Annotated in this window: 16 protein-coding genes; 6 read left to right on the top strand and 10 right to left on the bottom strand. The window is 42.1% G+C overall.

From position 1 onward, the window contains the following. Positions 1 to 65: 65 nt before the first annotated feature. The 3 genes from E0H81_RS05545 to serB all read right to left on the bottom strand — a co-directional run bounded on the left by E0H81_RS05545 (position 66) and on the right by serB (position 2,677). Complete coding sequence (locus E0H81_RS05545; protein WP_131269115.1) at positions 66 to 545, bottom strand: SCP2 sterol-binding domain-containing protein; 480 nt, start codon at positions 543 to 545, stop codon at positions 66 to 68. Positions 546 to 697: 152 nt separating this feature from the next. Then, a complete protein-coding gene (aciT, locus tag E0H81_RS05550) occupies positions 698 to 1,033 on the bottom strand; it encodes a ciprofloxacin tolerance protein AciT (RefSeq protein ID WP_131317221.1) in 336 nt (111 codons plus the stop codon). 423 nt (positions 1,034 to 1,456) lie between these two features. Continuing rightward, positions 1,457 to 2,677 (bottom strand): phosphoserine phosphatase SerB, encoded by a 1,221-nt coding sequence (gene serB / locus E0H81_RS05555; RefSeq protein ID WP_131269117.1) that lies wholly within the window; start codon positions 2,675 to 2,677, stop codon positions 1,457 to 1,459. A gap of 77 nt (positions 2,678 to 2,754) precedes the next feature. Here serB and E0H81_RS05560 point away from each other — a divergent pair, with 77 nt between their 5' ends. Beyond that, entirely contained in the window at positions 2,755 to 4,008 is a 1,254-nt protein-coding gene (locus E0H81_RS05560; protein WP_131317365.1) for a hypothetical protein, read from the top strand. A 75-nt stretch (positions 4,009 to 4,083) separates the two neighbouring features. On the opposite strand, the gene E0H81_RS05565 is transcribed toward E0H81_RS05560, so the two are convergent. The 3 genes from E0H81_RS05565 to mhpT form a co-directional block, all read right to left on the bottom strand. Beyond that, on the bottom strand, positions 4,084 to 5,025 hold the full coding sequence (locus E0H81_RS05565) for a bile acid:sodium symporter family protein (protein WP_131317223.1): 942 nt from the start codon (positions 5,023 to 5,025) through the stop codon (positions 4,084 to 4,086). Positions 5,026 to 5,154: 129 nt separating this feature from the next. After that, complete coding sequence (gene pncA, locus E0H81_RS05570; RefSeq protein ID WP_131317225.1) at positions 5,155 to 5,793, bottom strand: bifunctional nicotinamidase/pyrazinamidase; 639 nt, start codon at positions 5,791 to 5,793, stop codon at positions 5,155 to 5,157. Between the two features lie 285 nt (positions 5,794 to 6,078). After that, the gene (gene mhpT, locus E0H81_RS05575; protein ID WP_131317227.1) at positions 6,079 to 7,287 is read right to left on the bottom strand and encodes a 3-(3-hydroxy-phenyl)propionate transporter MhpT; all 1,209 of its coding nucleotides are present in this window, start codon (positions 7,285 to 7,287) and stop codon (positions 6,079 to 6,081) included. Positions 7,288 to 8,013: 726 nt separating this feature from the next. Between mhpT and dapA the strand changes: the two genes are divergently transcribed. Genes dapA through purC form a run of 3 tightly spaced genes read left to right on the top strand, consistent with a single transcriptional unit; the run spans position 8,014 to position 10,288 of the window. Continuing rightward, positions 8,014 to 8,913 carry a 4-hydroxy-tetrahydrodipicolinate synthase gene (gene dapA / locus E0H81_RS05580; RefSeq protein WP_131317229.1) on the top strand — a complete coding sequence of 300 codons (900 nt, stop codon included), beginning with the start codon at positions 8,014 to 8,016 and terminating at the stop codon, positions 8,911 to 8,913. Between the two features lie 13 nt (positions 8,914 to 8,926). Beyond that, positions 8,927 to 9,532 carry a lipoprotein-34 precursor (NlpB) gene (locus tag E0H81_RS05585; RefSeq protein ID WP_131317231.1) on the top strand — a complete coding sequence of 202 codons (606 nt, stop codon included), beginning with the start codon at positions 8,927 to 8,929 and terminating at the stop codon, positions 9,530 to 9,532. Positions 9,533 to 9,568: 36 nt separating this feature from the next. Beyond that, on the top strand, positions 9,569 to 10,288 hold the full coding sequence (gene purC / locus E0H81_RS05590; RefSeq protein WP_131269123.1) for a phosphoribosylaminoimidazolesuccinocarboxamide synthase: 720 nt from the start codon (positions 9,569 to 9,571) through the stop codon (positions 10,286 to 10,288). Positions 10,289 to 10,550: 262 nt separating this feature from the next. Here purC and E0H81_RS05595 read toward each other — a convergent pair whose 3' ends face one another. Then, positions 10,551 to 11,822, bottom strand: coding sequence for a replication-associated recombination protein A (locus E0H81_RS05595; RefSeq protein WP_131317233.1), 1,272 nt, complete (start codon positions 11,820 to 11,822; stop codon positions 10,551 to 10,553). Between the two features lie 301 nt (positions 11,823 to 12,123). Between E0H81_RS05595 and E0H81_RS05600 the strand changes: the two genes are divergently transcribed. Beyond that, positions 12,124 to 14,271, top strand: a complete 2,148-nt coding sequence (locus tag E0H81_RS05600; protein WP_131317235.1) for a sensor domain-containing protein — start codon at positions 12,124 to 12,126, stop codon at positions 14,269 to 14,271. A gap of 125 nt (positions 14,272 to 14,396) precedes the next feature. On the opposite strand, the gene E0H81_RS05605 is transcribed toward E0H81_RS05600, so the two are convergent. After that, positions 14,397 to 14,849, bottom strand: coding sequence for a YcgN family cysteine cluster protein (locus tag E0H81_RS05605; protein WP_131317237.1), 453 nt, complete (start codon positions 14,847 to 14,849; stop codon positions 14,397 to 14,399). Positions 14,850 to 15,041: 192 nt separating this feature from the next. Here E0H81_RS05605 and E0H81_RS05610 point away from each other — a divergent pair, with 192 nt between their 5' ends. Further along, positions 15,042 to 15,200: a DUF1328 domain-containing protein gene (locus E0H81_RS05610; RefSeq protein ID WP_067869124.1), complete on the top strand. Its 159-nt coding sequence runs from the start codon at positions 15,042 to 15,044 to the stop codon at positions 15,198 to 15,200. Between the two features lie 218 nt (positions 15,201 to 15,418). Here E0H81_RS05610 and murJ read toward each other — a convergent pair whose 3' ends face one another. Next, a complete protein-coding gene (gene murJ, locus E0H81_RS05615; protein WP_171458580.1) occupies positions 15,419 to 16,969 on the bottom strand; it encodes a murein biosynthesis integral membrane protein MurJ in 1,551 nt (516 codons plus the stop codon). A 73-nt stretch (positions 16,970 to 17,042) separates the two neighbouring features. Further along, positions 17,043 to 17,618 (bottom strand): 1,6-anhydro-N-acetylmuramyl-L-alanine amidase AmpD, encoded by a 576-nt coding sequence (ampD, locus tag E0H81_RS05620; protein WP_131317241.1) that lies wholly within the window; start codon positions 17,616 to 17,618, stop codon positions 17,043 to 17,045. Positions 17,619 to 17,685: the final 67 nt, after the last annotated feature.

A 17,685-nucleotide genomic window follows, 5' to 3' on the forward strand; every position in this document is an offset into this window, starting at 1 on the left:
AAATACCCCCTAAAAATAAGGGGGTACTTTACAGCAGAAAAACAATTACTCAATAAGTCTTTAGGCTACTTACCAGTTTTTTCACGAATAAATGAACGAACCATTTTCACTTTTTCTTGTACCGGTTTTGGTAATTTTGGTGGAATTAGTTTGGCTACTTTGTTAAACCAGACCAAAAGGCCAAAATCACCTTCCATTTTAATGCTGCCATTTTGCATGCCGGTCATGAAAGCAGTTGGATCACCTTTCATTAAGGTTTTTACACCTTGCTCACTATCTGCAAACTGTAAAATAAAGTCAGCTTTTTCAGCATCACCAGACACAGTATCAATCTGTCCATTGTTTACGATAATTTGGCGAGCAACGCCTAAATCTGTGCCAATCTGGATACGAAATTGACGTTCATGAACTAACTCAATAAATTTTGGGCTGGTGCGAGCCAGTTGCTTCATACGCAAAGCCAAGCCCGCAACTAATAAATCAAGCGGATCCGTGCTTACATCGACCAGTGGTAATTTTACGACAGGAATCGAAGATAGTTTCATGACATTTAAGCCTATTGTAATTGTTGGAAAATTGACGACTTATCCTAACATAAGTTATGTTTTTTGAAGTAAGGCTTTGTATAACAATATTGAACGGACAAAAAAAGATGTGCGCCTGGCACATCTTTTTTAAAATTCTTGAATACGTCGATTTAACGGCTTGAGCAGTGCTGCTGGTCTTCTTCATATACAGGTGTATGTTCAATACAACGACGTTCAGTCAAAGCACGTTCTGCACGACGATCTTCGCGTAACAAAAGCATGGCCACCACGCCCATTGCTGACATTGACGCAGTAAGATAGCTATAGGTCATGGGCAATTCAAAGACCATTTGTGTACCGAAGCGGACAACCTCTATCAAACCCCAAAACAGCATGCCTGCAAACATAAAGCTTAACAACCGACGATAAGGTGAGAAGAAAACAGCTATCAAAGCAGCCGCGATCAAGCTTAAGCCTACGATGGTTGCTAAATTCGCTGTAACCATAAAAACCTCCGTCTAAGATAAGATTTGGACATTGAATGTTTGTCTAAACCTGATTCCCGATACCGTTAAATAAATGATGAATATGTCTATATCAATCTCTATGCAAGCATTATGCGTAGTTTTTTAAAGAAAAAAAGTCTTGTATTTTCAGAAAGCGACACACCTTGTCGCAACATTATTTTGTCATTACACTTTTTTATTTTTAACTTTTTCTGGAAACGAGATGGGCACAGACTTGCCGTGTCATTACAAAAAAACAACGCCTAAAAAGCATTAAAAAAATATTTTTCCCGAACGGATTGATTGTTGTTTTTATCGGCAATCCAAGTTGACCGCTCATCGTGTTTTGACTGTTTTTACAACAAAAAAACGCGACAGTAACGTCGCGTTTTGTCAATAAACTTCAATAGTTAGCTATGAGAGTTAGGCACGACTCAAATCTTTATCATGCACACCAAGCAGATATAACACACCATCTAAACCTACGCTTGAAATGGCCTGATTTGCATTTTGACGAACCAGAGGTTTGGCACGGAATGCCACACCTAAACCGGCAATCGACAGCATTGGTAAATCATTCGCGCCATCCCCTACAGCAATGGCCTGTTCCAGTGAAATGCCCATTCGTTCGGCAAGTTCACGCAGCAGGAAGGCTTTACGTGCCCCATCAACAATATGACCTTTGACTTCACCTGTCACGATACCATCGACAACGTCCAGGCAATTGGCATGCACTTCATCAATACCCAATTTCTCTTGCAAGTATTCGGCAAAATACTGGAAGCCACCTGACAGAATAGCTGTTCGATAACCCAATGCTTTCAAGGTTGAAATCAGACGTTCTGCGCCTTCAGTCACCGTTAAACGCTCGGCAATTTGAGGTAAAACAGAAGCATCCATACCTTTTAATAGAGCGACACGCGCCCGGAAGCTTTGCTGGAAATCAAGTTCTCCTTGCATGGCACGTTCAGTGATTTCAGCGACTTGCTTGCCTACACCGGCTTCAATCGCCAGCTCATCAATGACTTCCTGTTCAATTAAGGTCGAGTCCATGTCGAAGCAGACTAAACGGCGATTACGGCGATAAGCATTGTCTTCTTGAACTGCAACATCGACGTTAAGTTCAGTCGATAAAAGCAAGCAAGACGCACGCATTGCCGTGGCATCCAGCATTTGTCCTTTCAAGCCAAACTGTACGCAAGAACGTTTCGGTCCATCGCTTTGACCCGCGAGCTTTGGACGCTCCGACAAGCGAGTTACAGTTTCAATATTGAAACCTTGGTTAGACACAATGTTGGTGACCGCCTGCAAGTGTGATGCGGTTAATTCTGGGGCCAGCGCAGTCACGATATAACGGGTCTGCCCGCCTTCACTGACCCATTGATCATATTCTGATGTAGAGATTGGTTTAAAGCGCACAGTTAAACCAATATCATGTGCTAGAATCAAGATCTCCTTCATGGCTAATGCTGTAGCAGTTTGGTCATCTGACGAAACAACAATACCTAAAGTCAGTTGGTTGTGGATGACGGCTTGTCCAACATCTAAAATTTGTAAAGAGTGTACGGACAATACCTGCATTAATCGTGTAAATTGATTAGGCTGGTCTGGTCCCAAAAATGATATAAGAATGATTTCTCGCATGAATTGACTCGGATCTGAGCTACAACTATTGTAAGAATCATAATCGAATTTGAACATAAATGCCTTGGAAGTTTACGTTGAATGCGCCTAGACAAGGGCTATTTGCTAGCCTACTGATTGTAAGTTTTGCTTTACACACTTTTTTACTGGTACTTGCGACGACGCACCAACTGAATGCAAATCGCGCCAGTCAGGGACAACTGATGACCACGCAACTGGTCACAGACAGCCTATCCGAGCTTGAACCCGCCAATACGGTGTCCTTAGCATTACTGGCCGACCGTTATGCCACCAACCCGAGTGTTGCCTCTATTCGTATTTTAGATGCGAGTAATCAGGTACTTGCTACAGGTGGTTTAACCAAGACACGTCAAGGTGAAGTCTTTGTTCGTGAAGCACTGCAAAATGAAAAGAAAGTCGGCACCATTGAAATCACGTTAATTCAATCCAGCATTGGTGAAATTTTACGTACCCAATGGCTGGCCATTTTATTATCCTTGATGATTCACGGTCTATTATGGCTGGCTTATCGTGCGATTGCCCGTCCAAGCCGAACTGAATATTTAGCACGTATCAATAATGAATCACGCCTAAAACATGAAATTCAAACCTTGACCCAGGCCTTAGAACAAGAACAGCACAATGCTGCTGTCGCAGTGGCGCAAGCACAGCAGAATGCCCAAGCAAAAAACAAAACCAAAGAATCTAAACCTGTGGTGCTGGATGACAACTGTGTTGCATTGAATATCCAGTTTTATGATCCAAAACAGCTTCTGGATTCGGTCAATAAAACAGTCTCTGTTCCTTATTTCAATTTATGTCAGATTTTCTTGAACAAAACCGCGGAACTCTGTGTTCAGCACTACAAATTAAACAGTTCAGATATTTCTACCGTACATAAATTTGATGAACATGGCGCAACCATCAGCATGTCGGTGGAAACGCCAAATGCAGTGCAATGTTTGATGATGATCAGTACCGTATTCCAGTTATTGTCGGATGTATTGTACAAACGCTATCGCGAAGAAAAGCGCTTTGTTTTACAAACCCGTAGTGCAATTTCAAGTCATGTCGATGCTATGCACCTGACGCCTGTGCAAGCTGCAGAACGTCTGGTTCAACAGTTGGCGGCAAAAGAAAGCGCCATTCATTTACCAAATGAATTACTTAAAGATATTTCTGACCGTTATCAATTGGTCAGCATGCCAAATCCAACCAATGTGCTGACCCGTCATGCCTTTATGATGAACGGAATGGACAGTGAAGTAGCAGAATTGGCACAAACCTTTAGAACTGAAATTTTAAAAGCCAAACAGTCCAAAGCTTCTTAAAATAGATTTATAAAAAAAGCCGAGCTGATATGCTCGGCTTTTTTTCATCTATTCAAAATAGAGATCATTTAACCATTATTTCATTTTATTGGCTTTACTGGCCCAATAGGTCGCCAATGCAGGCCCTGAAATGTTATGCCATAAACTAAAAATCGCGCTCGGCACCGCAGTAAGGGGTGATGCAGAAAAATGCACCGCAGCCAAAGCCACTCCTAAACCTGAATTTTGCATCCCCACTTCGACTGCCACTGCTTTACAGTCTGCATAGGGCAATTTAAACAAACGACTGGCCCAAAAACCCACTAAATAACCCAAGCCATTGTGTAAGGCGACAACACCTAAAATCAGTAAACCTGATTCCAAAATTTGTGCCTTACTGCCTCCAATAATGGCAGCCACAATGGCAACAATCGCAATGACAGAAATCAGTGGCATGACTTGAATATAAGATTCCACTTTTGACTTCAGCACAGCCCGAATAATCAAGCCCAGGATGATGGGGAACAATACGACTTGTAAAATCGAGATAAACATCGAGCTGGCATTAATTTCAATCCATTGACTGGCCAATAAATAGAAAATGGCGGGCGTGAGCAACGGTGCAAGTAAAGTAGACACCGACGTACAGGCAACCGACAAAGCGGTATTGCCTTTGGCCATATAGGTAATCACATTCGATGCAGTGCCGCCTGGACAGCAGCCGACCAGAATCACCCCGATCGCGATTTCCGAAGGCAGGTTCATCATCTTGCATAACAGGTACGCCAGTCCCGGCATCACCGCAAACTGCGCAACCACACCAATAAACACGGCTTTGGGACTTTGCAACACGCCTTTAAAGTCATCCACTGTCATGGTCATGCCCATACCCAGCATGATGATGCCGAGCAACCATGGAATATACGCTTTTAGCCAAATAAAAAGATCAGGTGCAAGTAGCGCAATACCTGCAAATAAAATCACCCATAAGGCAAAAGTTTTTTGAATAAATTGCGTAAAGCGCAATAACGCTGACATGTTGATATCCATATTGAATATGTTTGTAGGCATACCCTGCCATAAATGCCCCGGCATTCACAATTCGCCATAGGCATAAATCATCGATCTAAACAGTCATCAAATAAGTTTTTTTGGAATTTTAAAAGTTTAACTGACTGGGAATTGTTGAATCACGTCTTTGACATACAGGCGCTTTACCCCGGCTGCCAGCATGTCTTGCCAGGCATGTTGCAATGAACCATCCAGGTCAATGCCTTTGGTTGCATCTGAAATCACATACGCCTTAAAGCCGAGTTTGCAGGCGTCGATTGCCGTCCACGCCACACAAAAATCTGTCGCAATACCGACGATAAAAACCGTATCAATGCCGCGTTCTTTTAAATAGCCGGCCAAGCCGGTGGTGGTCTTTTGATCCGCTTCCATAAAGGCAGAATAGCTGTCGATCTGCGCATGGAAGCCTTTGCGAATAATCAATTGTGCGCTGGGTAAATTTAGATCTGGATGCAGTTCGGCATCTGGCGTGCCTTGAACACAATGCGCTGGCCACAACACTTGAGTTCCATAATCTAATTTGATGGTTTCAAATGGCTGTTTACCCGCATGATTTTGAACAAATGAAACATGATTTTCTGGATGCCAATCTTGGGTAATCACAATATTGTCAAAACACTGCGCCAATTGGTTAATGTTGGGAATGATCTGATCGGCATGGGCCACAGCTAAATTACCCCCTGGGGTAAAACCATTTTGTACATCTACTACAATCAAAGCGGTATTGTTTTGCATAATTCGCAGTCCGTTATTTGCATGTTGTCATTTTTGTTAAGCATATAACAAAATAAATTGCAGTATTGAAGCTTAGGGTTAAAAATAAAATGGCTGGGAATTTAAATCATAAAGAAACTTTAGCAAATTCGCTTCTATGCAGATTCGATACTAGACATTTTTGATACTAGACATGATTCAAAACTTAGGGGAGATTTTCAATTTGTTTATGGCTGAAGAATAGAAATAAAATTTCAGTTAAAAAAATAGCCCGCAATCTGCGAGCTATTCTAGACATCAAAAATATTAAGCTGAAGTCTGTAAGCGACGCACCAGAATCAACATAAACACGGCTGAAATTACGATACAAGGAATGGCTGCTGAGATTACCCCGGCTGCACCAAAACCTGCGGCAAGTAACTGACCTGCAATTGTCGGCCCAAGCATTGCGCCAACACGTCCTACGGCTGATGCCATACCAACGCCTGTTGCACGCACTTCAGTTGGGTATACGATACTGCCGAAAGCATAAAGTACACCTTGGCAACCAATCACGAATGCACCCACCAATGCCGAAGCCAGATACATTTGCGTCAATGAACTTGCTGCATTCAAACAGAACAAACCTGCCAAAATACCGCCGTACATTAAGATAATCACATAGGCTTTTTTCCAGCGGTCAGTCAGCATACCCAGAACAATCGTACCGACTGTTGCACTCATCATGAAGAAGAACTGTGCAGTACTGCCCTCTTTACGGCTAAAGCCCAGTTCCATAAACAATGAAGGCAACCAGCTCAACATGATGTAAACCACCATCAAGGTAAAAAAGTAGCTCACTGAAATTAAACAGGTACGCATCAGGTTCTGGCTATTGAATAAATCTTTAAAAGAACCTTGAGTCGTTGCCGTAGTTGTTTGAGTTGTATTTTGCGCTTTTAAGAATTCACGTGATTCTGGCAAGAATTTAATCATGATTGGAAGCACAATAATCGGCAGTAAACCGCCTAGATAGAAAATGTTTTTCCAATCTGAACCAAAATCTAAGCTCGCAATGTAGGACAAAATTGCTGCACCTACAGGCATACCGCAATACATCAAACCCACAGCACGACCGCGGTTTTCAGGTTTTACGGCTTCAGAAGCCAGGGTAATCAAGTTCGGCATTGCTGCACCCAAACCTGCACCTGCTAAAAAACGAACCAGTAGAAGACTGTTAAAACTGTTGACCCATACGGTACATAAGGTAAATAAGGCAAATATTGCCACCGACCAAATCAGTACCTTTTTGCGACCAATACGGTCTGAATATCGTCCACCAATCAGCGCTCCAGGCAATAGCCCCAGAATCCCTGCGCTAAAAAACACCCCCAACTGCGAACTATCTAAGCCAAAAGCTTCACGAATACCGGCAGCAGCAATACCTGCAGCCTGAATATCCAGCCCCTCAATCACTGCAATTAAAAAACAAATCGCGACGGTAATGACGGAATGTTTGTTATCTGATCTTTCCATTGGAAAACCCTTGTGCAATCAGTGTCCAAAATAGAACGCCATCATCCATGAGTCTGGAAATACACATAACTACCAATAAGTTGAATAATCCATAATTTATAAACAAAAATTATGGATATTTAACGTTTTTCCGAGAAATAGCGCATAGTCGCAAAAACACTTAATCAAGTTTTGACCAGAACAAAAAAATGAACATTACAATAATGATTTCAATTCAAGGGCATCTGCCTACTCCAAAAGTGCAGTAATGGATTAATAGTTTTAACTGATTATTCCCGCAGTTTTTAACGATGATTTTTATCGTTTAAATTCTTGGTTTATATAGCTTTAAAGTCTATGCTCATCTTTATTAAATCTTAAATTCTGATGTTTTTACCCGGAATTGCCGATGTGACTGGCTTTAAAGCACTTTTATGACAGCTTTAGCAGTGCTTTTGCGTTATAACAAGTGGGCACTTATAACGCTGCCGATCAAAATTTTAATCAACCCCAATTTAAAAACCTGAGTTTTGTATTGTTCAGTAAATTTTTCCATTGCTTTTCATAAAGTTTTTATACGGTTTGACTAAAGCATATTGTTCTTCATCGTTTGTTCGTTCATAATTTGCATAAGCATTATTCAATTACGCTTAATCGTAGTGAACTTGCTATAAATCAAAATACGCACCCATCCAAATTTATGTTTTTCTACCTCAGCCGGATGGACAAATAGGATATTTTTTCAAAATGACTCAGCAAGCACAGATCATCCAAGGTTCAATTGTCGCAATCGTCACTCCGATGTTTGAAGATGGCAGCGTAGATTGGAAGGGTCTAGAAAAGCTCGTTGAGTGGCATATAGCACAAGGTACCAATAGTATTGTTGCTGTAGGCACAACTGGTGAAGCTTCGACCTTAAGCATGGCAGAACACACCAAAGTCATCGCTGAAATTATTCGTGTAGCCAACAAACGTATTCCTGTGATTGCAGGTACGGGTGCGAACTCGACCCATGAAGCGATCGAACTGACCAAAGAAGCCAAAGAACTGGGTGCAGATGCAGCGCTCCTGGTCACCCCTTATTACAACAAACCGACACAAGAAGGCTTATATCAGCATTATAAAGCAATTGCTGAAGCCGTTGATTTGCCACAAATTCTTTATAACGTTCCGGGCCGTACTGGCGTCGACATGCTCAATGAAACGGTGATTCGCCTTGCCGACATCCCGCAAATTATTGGGATTAAAGATGCCACTGGTGACGTACCGCGTGGTCAGGAACTTATTCAAGGATTAGGCGGTAAAGCCATGACCGTTTACTCGGGTGATGACGCGACTGCCTACCAATTGATGGGCTTTGGTGCACAAGGCAACATTTCTGTGACTGCCAATGTGGCACCTAAAGAAATGAGTCAAGTGTGTGCTGCCGCACTGGCAGGTGATGCAGACCGCGCTGAAGCTTTAAATAATGAAGTTGCAAATTTACACAATATTCTGTTTTGTGAATCCAACCCAATTCCTGTGAAATGGGCACTTCATGAAATGGGATTAATTGGTACCGGTATTCGCTTACCATTAACTCCTCTTGCAGAACAATATCGTACACCGTTGCGTGAAGCACTGAACGCTTCGGGTGTCATTAAATAAAGAGCACAACACTATGCAATTACGTTTTGGTTTAACCCTTGCACTTTCAGCATTCAGTTTAGTGGGTTGTAGTTCAATGGGAATCAGCAATGGTTCACTGGATTATAAAAATACTGCAACCCTTGAACCCCTGAAATATCCTGAAGGTTCAATGGTTCGACCTGCAACGCCATTGTATCCGTCTCCAACGGTTGACCCACTTGCAATTGAGCATGCACCTAAGCTTGAAAATAAACGTGGCAACCGTTTTGCTTTACCTCGCCCTGACAAAGCTCAGGCAAATACGCCAACAGATAGCCAGAATGACAGTACAAATGTCGGTCGTCCCCAATTAGTACAGGATGGAAATCAAAATCCTTTGCTCAAAATTGATGGAAATTCTGCTACAATTTGGCAGTACACACTTGCTACCCTCAGCAGCCTGAACCATACCATTGTTGGTCAAAGTAAAAATCGTTACGAAGTCACGATTAAGGTCGATCAACAGACTTATGTATTAAGACTGACCTCTGTAGGAACAAGCAATAACATCGCTGTGTTCAATGCCGATAATAGCTTTGCAGATAAAGAAAAAGCTGCAGAACTGTTAACCCAGATTTACCAAAATTGGCCAGCCTAGTCGTACTAGGCATTTTTTTTTGAAAAAGGTTCCCCCATGTTGAAACAAACCTTGCTCTATACTGGTAAAGCGAAATCTGTTTATGAAACAGACAGTGCAGATCACCTTATCCTAGTCTTCCGTGACGATGCATCTGCATTTAACGGCGAAAAAATCGAACAGCTGGATCGTAAAGGCAAGGTGAACAACCGTTTTAACGCCTTCATCATGGAAAAATTGGCTGCTGCTGGCATTGAAACTCACTTTGAAAAACTTCTTTCTCCAACTGAAGTTTTAGTGAAAAAATTAAAAATGGTTCCTGTTGAATGTGTTATCCGTAACTACGCAGCAGGTAGCTTGTGCCGTCGTTTAGGTGTTGAAGAAGGTAAAGAATTAACCCCTTCTACTTTTGAATTGTTCTTCAAAGACGACGCGCTTGGCGATCCAATGGTTAACGAATCTCAAGCCATTGCTTTAGGTTGGGCGACTGCTGAACAGCTTGAACAAATGAAAGTACTGACTTATAAAGTTAACGAAGTACTTAAAGATTTGTTCGACAAAGGCAATATGCTTCTTGTTGACTTCAAACTTGAATTTGGTGTGTTCCACGACCGTATCGTTTTGGGTGATGAGTTCTCTCCAGACGGTTGCCGTCTATGGGACAAAGACACCAAGAAAAAACTCGACAAAGACCGTTTCCGTCAAGGTTTAGGCGGCGTTGTTGAAGCTTATGAAGAAGTTGCTACACGTTTAGGTATCGATCTTTCTGATATCTAATCAGCTCCCTGATTCAAAAAACCGAGCCTGATGGCTCGGTTTTTTATACATCCATAAATCGGAAAAACAAATGTTACTCATAAAAATGATCATTTTTACAACATGATGATTTTGACTTAATATAACTCACATACCAGGCAACAAAATGTTGAGGTGATTTTATAACATTTTGTATGCCGACCAAGATTACGGTTTACCCTCTAGGATGTATCTCCCCAAGACATCCTATTTTGCGCCCAACTCGCCTTGAGTTGGGCTTTTTTTATTGCTGCTGCTCCTGCTGCCAACGACGTTGCTGAAGTTTTTCACCTTCTACTTCACGTTTATTTCGAGCTGACTCATATAACTTTGTGCCCTTTAATTCAGGCGGCAAATAGTCCTGCAAGACAAAATGCTCTGGGTAATTGTGCGGATAGAGATAGTCCACGCCATAGCCCTGCTCTTTCATCAATTTGGTCGGTGCATTTCTTAAATGCAAAGGCACCGGTAAATTTGCCGTTTTTTCAGCTAAATCTAAAGCTTTATTAATGGCTAAATAGGTACTGTTACTTTTGGCACTGGTGGCCAAATAGACCGCACACTGTCCCAAAATAATCCGGCATTCCGGCATCCCTACCGCTTGTACCGAACGGAAACATTCTCCTGCCAGAAGCAAGGCGTTCGGGTTGGAGTTACCAATATCTTCAGACGCTGCAATCAGCATACGACGTGCGATAAACACCGGATCTTCACCGCCTTTGAGCATGCGTGCCATCCAATATAATGTCGCATCCGGATCACTGCCGCGAATAGACTTAATAAAAGCCGAGACCAGATCATAATGCTGCTCACCCGACTTGTCATAACGGGCAATGTTCTGCTGCGCGACTTTCACCACAATGGCATTGGTAATGACATTTTCTTGTTCAGGTTCAAAAGTACTGGCGATGAGATCGAGCAGGTTCAGTGCCTTACGCGCATCTCCCGCAGCAAATTGAATCAGTGCTTCATATTCTTCAATTTGAATAGATCGTTCTTTTAAGAAGGCATCATTTTGCAAGGCTTGATTTAATAAAGTCTGAATCGCATCAGCATTTAAAGCGTTCAGGCTATACACCTGACAACGGGATAACAACGCGCTATTCACTTCAAAGGAAGGATTCTCGGTGGTGGCACCAATCAGGGTAATTTTGCCCTTTTCCACGGCATTCAATAAGGCATCTTGCTGTGACTTGTTAAAACGGTGGATTTCATCAATAAACACCACGGGTTTGAGCAAATCGCCACTTTCGGCAATGATTTCACGCAGTTCTTTTACGCCCGTATTCAAAGCCGATAAACTGACAAAAGGTCGATCAACCGCCTGTGCCAATAGCAAAGCAATGGTGGTTTTCCCGACTCCCGGTGGACCCCAAAAAATAATCGAGGGTAAATGCCCTTGATCAATCATCTGGCGTAACGGTGCCTGATTACCCAATAAATGATCTTGGCCAATAATTTCGGATAAATCACGCGGGCGAAGCCGTTCAGGAAGTGGAATATGACTATCTGACATCTTGTTATTTCTTTAGTGTGCTTAAAACAAGTCTACTATGTAATTTTAATATCGCGTATTTCAATTGAAATGTTTTACAAAAAAATCCTACTGTTTTTTTCAAGTGCCGGGCAATATTGTTGATTATTATTGTGTCCTTTATCTGAATTTACTTTTAAATAGAACTTAGTAGATTTACTTTAATTATCAATATTAAGAAATATATGCTTAATAATTCTACTTCTTATTCTTGAAGTGTATAATAATTGTGTGAAATACATCACACTTTTTAATGTTTTGGCCGTTTTTATGGGTGAGCTGCATGAAATATATTTTCAAAAACAAGCCAGTACCGATTAGGCAAGATTTTATCATTAAGCCAGATCACACCACTCCAGCCAATCATTTTCAATTGAATACAGAAAATTTAATTCTTCAAAAGCTGTTAGATCAATTACCCCAGCTCATTTGGGTCAAAAATAAACACAATACGTATTATTATAATCAAGCGCTTTGTGACTATCTGGGTATTAATCTCAATCTAGCCGATACTGAGGAATGTAAAAAATTCATTCATCCTGAAGATTTCGAACATTTCCATCTTCTTTGGCAACACGCCCTAGCAACGCAGCAACCTTTTGAAAAAGAATGCCGGATTAAACATCATGAGCAGGGATACCGGGTTTGCCTGATTGCTGTGCAATATCCAGAAAATCTGGGCAATGCTGAATGGATGATGACAGCAACCGATATTCATGATCATTATTTAAAGCAATCTCAACTGACCCAACAAGTTCATGCACAAAGCAAAATGCTGGATGCCAGTGTCGATTGTATTAAGCTTTTGACGCCAGATGGCCGTGTTAGCCATATGAACCGTTCAGGTTGTCTGGCTTTAGGCGTACCGGTAAATGAAAAAAAGTTTGGTATGCGGTGGTTAAACTTATTGCCTGACAATGTTCACAAGTCAGGACAACAGGCTTTAACGCATGTGGTCAAAGGCAAAAATGCACGTTTCGATGGCATGAGTATTATTCCAGGTCAAACACCGCAGTATTGGGACAATATTCTCACCCCGGTGCAAAATGAAGATGGTTCGCTACAAAGTATTCTGTGTGTGTCCCGAGATATTAGCCAACAAAAAATTGCTGAAAAAAACCTGCAAAAATTCATTGAAATAGATGAATTAACCGGCTTATATAATCGCCGCGCATTTAATAAAACCTTTAAAAAGGTCATTCAGAATGCCCGTCATCAAAAGCAGTCGATTGGCTTTTTGCTGATTGATCTAGATTATTTCAAGCATATCAATGACACCTTGGGACATATTGCGGGTGATCATCTGCTGCAGATTTTAGGTCAGCGTTTCAGTGCGTGTTTTAAAGAAGAAGTGATTATTTCACGCCTAGGCGGTGATGAATTTGCCATTATTGTGCCGCATCTGAGCGATGAAGCTGAATTAATCCAGATTGCAAAAACAGCACGTCAGCAGCTGGATATCCCGGTTTGCTATGCAGGACAATATATTAATGGCGGGATGAGTATCGGCTGTGCCATTTATCCTCGCGATGCACAAAATAGTTCAAATTTACTGCGCTGTGCCGATGTCGCACTGAATGATCTTAAAATCAGCGGTCGTGGTGGCATCCGGATGTTTAAGAGTGCCATGTTCAAAACCATCGAACTCACTACCAAACAGCTCGCACTCGCCCGCGCCATTATTCACAACGATAAAATTATTCCTTTCTATCAACCTAAAGTCAGTCTAAAAGATGGAAAGGTCATCGGTTTTGAGGCTTTACTGCGCTGGTATGATGCTCAGGATCAAATCCAGCTGCCTTCACACATTTTCTCGGCGTTTCAAGATTATGAACTGGCGACGCGTATTAGCGAAATCATGCAGTTAAAAGTGTTGAATGACATGACCCGCTGGCTTGAATCCGGACTGGAAATTTTACCCGTTTCAATCAATGCCGCACCGGTTGAATTTTTAAGAGACAACTACGCAGAAACGCTTTTAAGCAGACTTGCCCAGTTTAATATTCCCTATGCCATGATTGAAATCGAAATTACCGAGCAAAGCCTTTCGGAACGTGGCTCTGACTATGTGGTTCGCGCACTGAACCTGTTAAAGCAAACCGGGATTCGTATTTCACTCGATGATTTTGGTACCGGACATTCGTCTTTAACGCGTTTAAGAAACTATCCGGTCGATTGCCTAAAAATAGACCGTAACTTTATCGTAAACATGCACGATGATGTTTCGTCACTGGCCATTGTCAAAGCGATTAGCCAGATTGGCACCAGTATTTCCCTAGAGATCTTGGTGGAAGGGATCGAACACTTGGAACAGCTGGATGCATTGAAAGCATGTGATTGTCATACTGGACAGGGCTTTTATTTTTATCGTCCCATGCCCTCTAGTGATGCCACGCAACTGTTACAGCCTTTGATAACAACTCAATCTTAAGTTGTGAATTGATGCGCTAAGCTGCCCGGAAAATGAAGGCGTATGCGCTCAGTATGGTCTTATTAACACAGCAAGATTAGAGCTGATATCTACATAGAATTTTTTAAGTGATTTGCTCAATCAAATTAACGCACCCAACGAACAATATAGTTTTCAATCTCTTCTTCATTGACTTCAACTTCTGAAATACAACGCCCAGCTGCCGACTTTTTCGCTTTAATCACACTCTCCCGTGTTCCGGTATTTAAATAATGCCAGGACGGTAATTTCTTGCCTTCATTTAAACGGCGGTAAGCGCAACTTGGGGGCAACCAGTGAATCGTGTCCAACTTTTCCAGCGTGAGTTGAATACAATCAGGAACATAGTCAAGACGCTCGGCATAATTACTGCAACGCGCTGTGTTGCAATCGAGAAGTTTGCACGCCACCTTGGTATAAGCCACTTCACCAAGTTCTTCATCTTCCAGTTTGATCAGACAACATAGGCCGCAACCATCACAAAGCGCTTCCCACTCAGTGGGGTTCAGCTCAGCCAAAGGATATTTTTTCCAAAATTCCGGACGTAATTGTTCAGTCATAAAACTAAAAAAGAAAACAGGTTGGACCTATTATAACGTGTTCAAGTTCACATTGTAGGAATGTTATTTTTACTTTAAATCATATATTTATTGTCAAAGTGAACATTTTGCAAACACAAGCATAACAATTTTAGGAATTTCTAGGGCATATACTGAATCTACTTTGAAAACAACAACACTTGGAGAAAACTTATGTTCCGTTGGGCGATTATTTTTGCAGTGATTGCGCTGATTGCGAGTCTACTTGGTTTTGGTGGTGTAGCCGGCTTATCTAAAGATTTCGCGGTTATTTTACTGGTGATTGCAGTGATTCTAGCAATTGTTGGTTTTCTCTCACGTGGAAAGATATAAAGACTACCACTCGTTAAAAACGATTAAACAATGTTAAAAGAGCCCAAGCAGGCTCTTTTTTCATATCCAGATTTCATCTTTGTATCGTAAAAATCTGAATCCAAAACCTGAATGAATGGGGTGAAATTAAAGTCATTTTCATCCATTCAATTCAGGTCTTCATTTTAGAATAAACAATGAATTCTTTTTCTTATGACCTGTTTCTTAGGGTCTGTTTCTTAAGGTTTTAAGTGACGTGGTCTAAACCCGCTGACCAGCAAACCGATCGCATAAGCCAAAACACCTACCACACAAAGTCCGATCACTTCGAAAACCCGAATCCATTGCGAAACATCGCCGTTATACCAGGTCAAGGCATACCACAGTGCAGCAATCATGGCGGCATTGGCGATGGCAAACTGAAGGAAAAGTTTCTTCCAGTGTGCTCCAAAACGGAAAATATTGCGTTGGTGCAGGTAAAAATACAGCATCCCGGCATTGACCAGCGCAGAGCCTGAAGAAGCCAAGGCCAAAGCCATATGTTCGGCTTCCCAATGGATCAGTTTGAAGAAGCCAATAAAGATCACGTTTAAGATCGCATTGGCCGCAACAGCCATTAAGCCGACCCGTACCGGTGTTCGGGTATCTTGCTGTGCGTAAAAGCCTGGTGCAAAGACTTTAATCAACATGAAGGAAATCACCCCGGCACTCATGCATTGCAAAGCCAATGCCGTCATTTGCGTATCTTCAAGGGTAAATTGCCCGCGTTGGAACAATGCCTGAATAATGGGAGTCGATAGCATGAACAAGGCAATACTGGCAGGAATACCGACCAGCATGATCACTTTTGCAGCCCAGTCGATCATGCCACGGAACTTGGATTGGTCTTGCTCGGCATGACGCATAGAAAGCGATGGCAAGATCACCGTACCAATCGCCACCCCAATTAAGCCCAAAGGCAACTCGGTCATACGTTCGGCACTGTATAGCCATGACACTGAACCATCTTGCATAAAGGATGCCCAGATGGTGTTCAGCAGCAAATTGATTTGCGTCACCGAAACACCAAAGAGTGCAGGCAGCATCAGTTTCATGATGCGATCTACACCTTCGTGTTTAAAATCAACTTTCGGTGGAATCAGCAGTTTTTTACGCCATAACTCGGGAATTTGAATAGCCAGTTGCAATATGCCTGCAACCACGACCGCCCAACCCAAGGCCATAATCGGCTCAGCCATATACGGCGTTAACCACCATGCTCCGGCAATCATGGTGACATTCAGTAACACTGGCGCAAAAGCAGGGGTCGAAAATGATCCGTAACTGTTCAAGATACTGCTGGCAAAAGCAGTCAGCGACATAAATAACAAATATGGAATGGTCAGGCGGAACATGTCCGTGGCCAAGGCAAATTTTTCTGGATCACTATGGAAACCTGGTGCATAGATATACAAAATCGCAGGTGCCGCAATCATCGCCACAAAAGTCAGCGTGGTCATAAAGGTCGCCAGACAGCCAAATACCCGACTAATCAGAATTTGCACTTCAGCATGGGTTTTTGTGGTTTTGTATTCGGTCAAAACCGGAATAAAGGCTTGCGAAAATGCTCCTTCGGCAAACAGCCGCCGAAAAAAATTCGGGATACGAAAGGCAACCACAAAGGTATCGAAATCTTTACCTGCACCAAACACATTCAGCAAAACCACATCTCGGACTAGACCTAAAACCCGAGACAGCATGGTCATTGCACTGACAATAAAGGTCGACCGCCACAGCGCCATCGTTTCCACCCAGTATTAAAATAAGTCGCTATTGTAAAGAAACTTCACAGGAATTTCGTTGTTAAATCATAAAATCGAGCGGTTATTGATCTGCTTTGTATTGGTGGACTAATGCTCTGGTTTTTGGCCAATCAAAAAATGGACCTGGATCGGTTTTACGGCCTGGCGCAATATCCGAGTGCCCTGCCAGATGTTGCAATATCTTCGGATAAGTTGCCTGCAATGTCGCAATGACCTGTGCCAATATGTTGTATTGCATCTCTTCAAAAGGCTGGTCATCGCTGCCTTCCAGTTCAATGCCAATAGAATAATCATTACATTCTTTTTTGGCTAAATAGGTCGAACGGCCTGCATGCCAGGCACGGTCATTGAAATTCACAAATTGTAAAACTTCACCAGTGCGCAAAATTAACAGATGAGTAGACACCTGCATGCCTTCAATGCTCTGAAAATAAGGATGCTTTGACCAATCGAGCTGATTTTGAAAAAACTGTTCGATATAGCCGCCACCAAATTGCGAGGGTGGCAAACTAATGTTATGCACCACCACCAACTGAATTTCGGTGTGTTCGGGACGTTGATTATAGTTCGGAGAGGGTACTTGCCTTGCACCGATTAACTGACCATCGATGACCTGAAAAGACGGTGCCTGTTGCATATTCCTATCCTGAATCTTATTGGTGTAAGTAGATGATTTTAGCGCAATCCTAAAACTTTAAACTTAA

The sequence above is a fragment of the Acinetobacter terrestris genome (assembly GCF_004331155.1).
Taxonomy (GTDB): Bacteria; Pseudomonadota; Gammaproteobacteria; order Pseudomonadales; family Moraxellaceae; genus Acinetobacter; species Acinetobacter terrestris.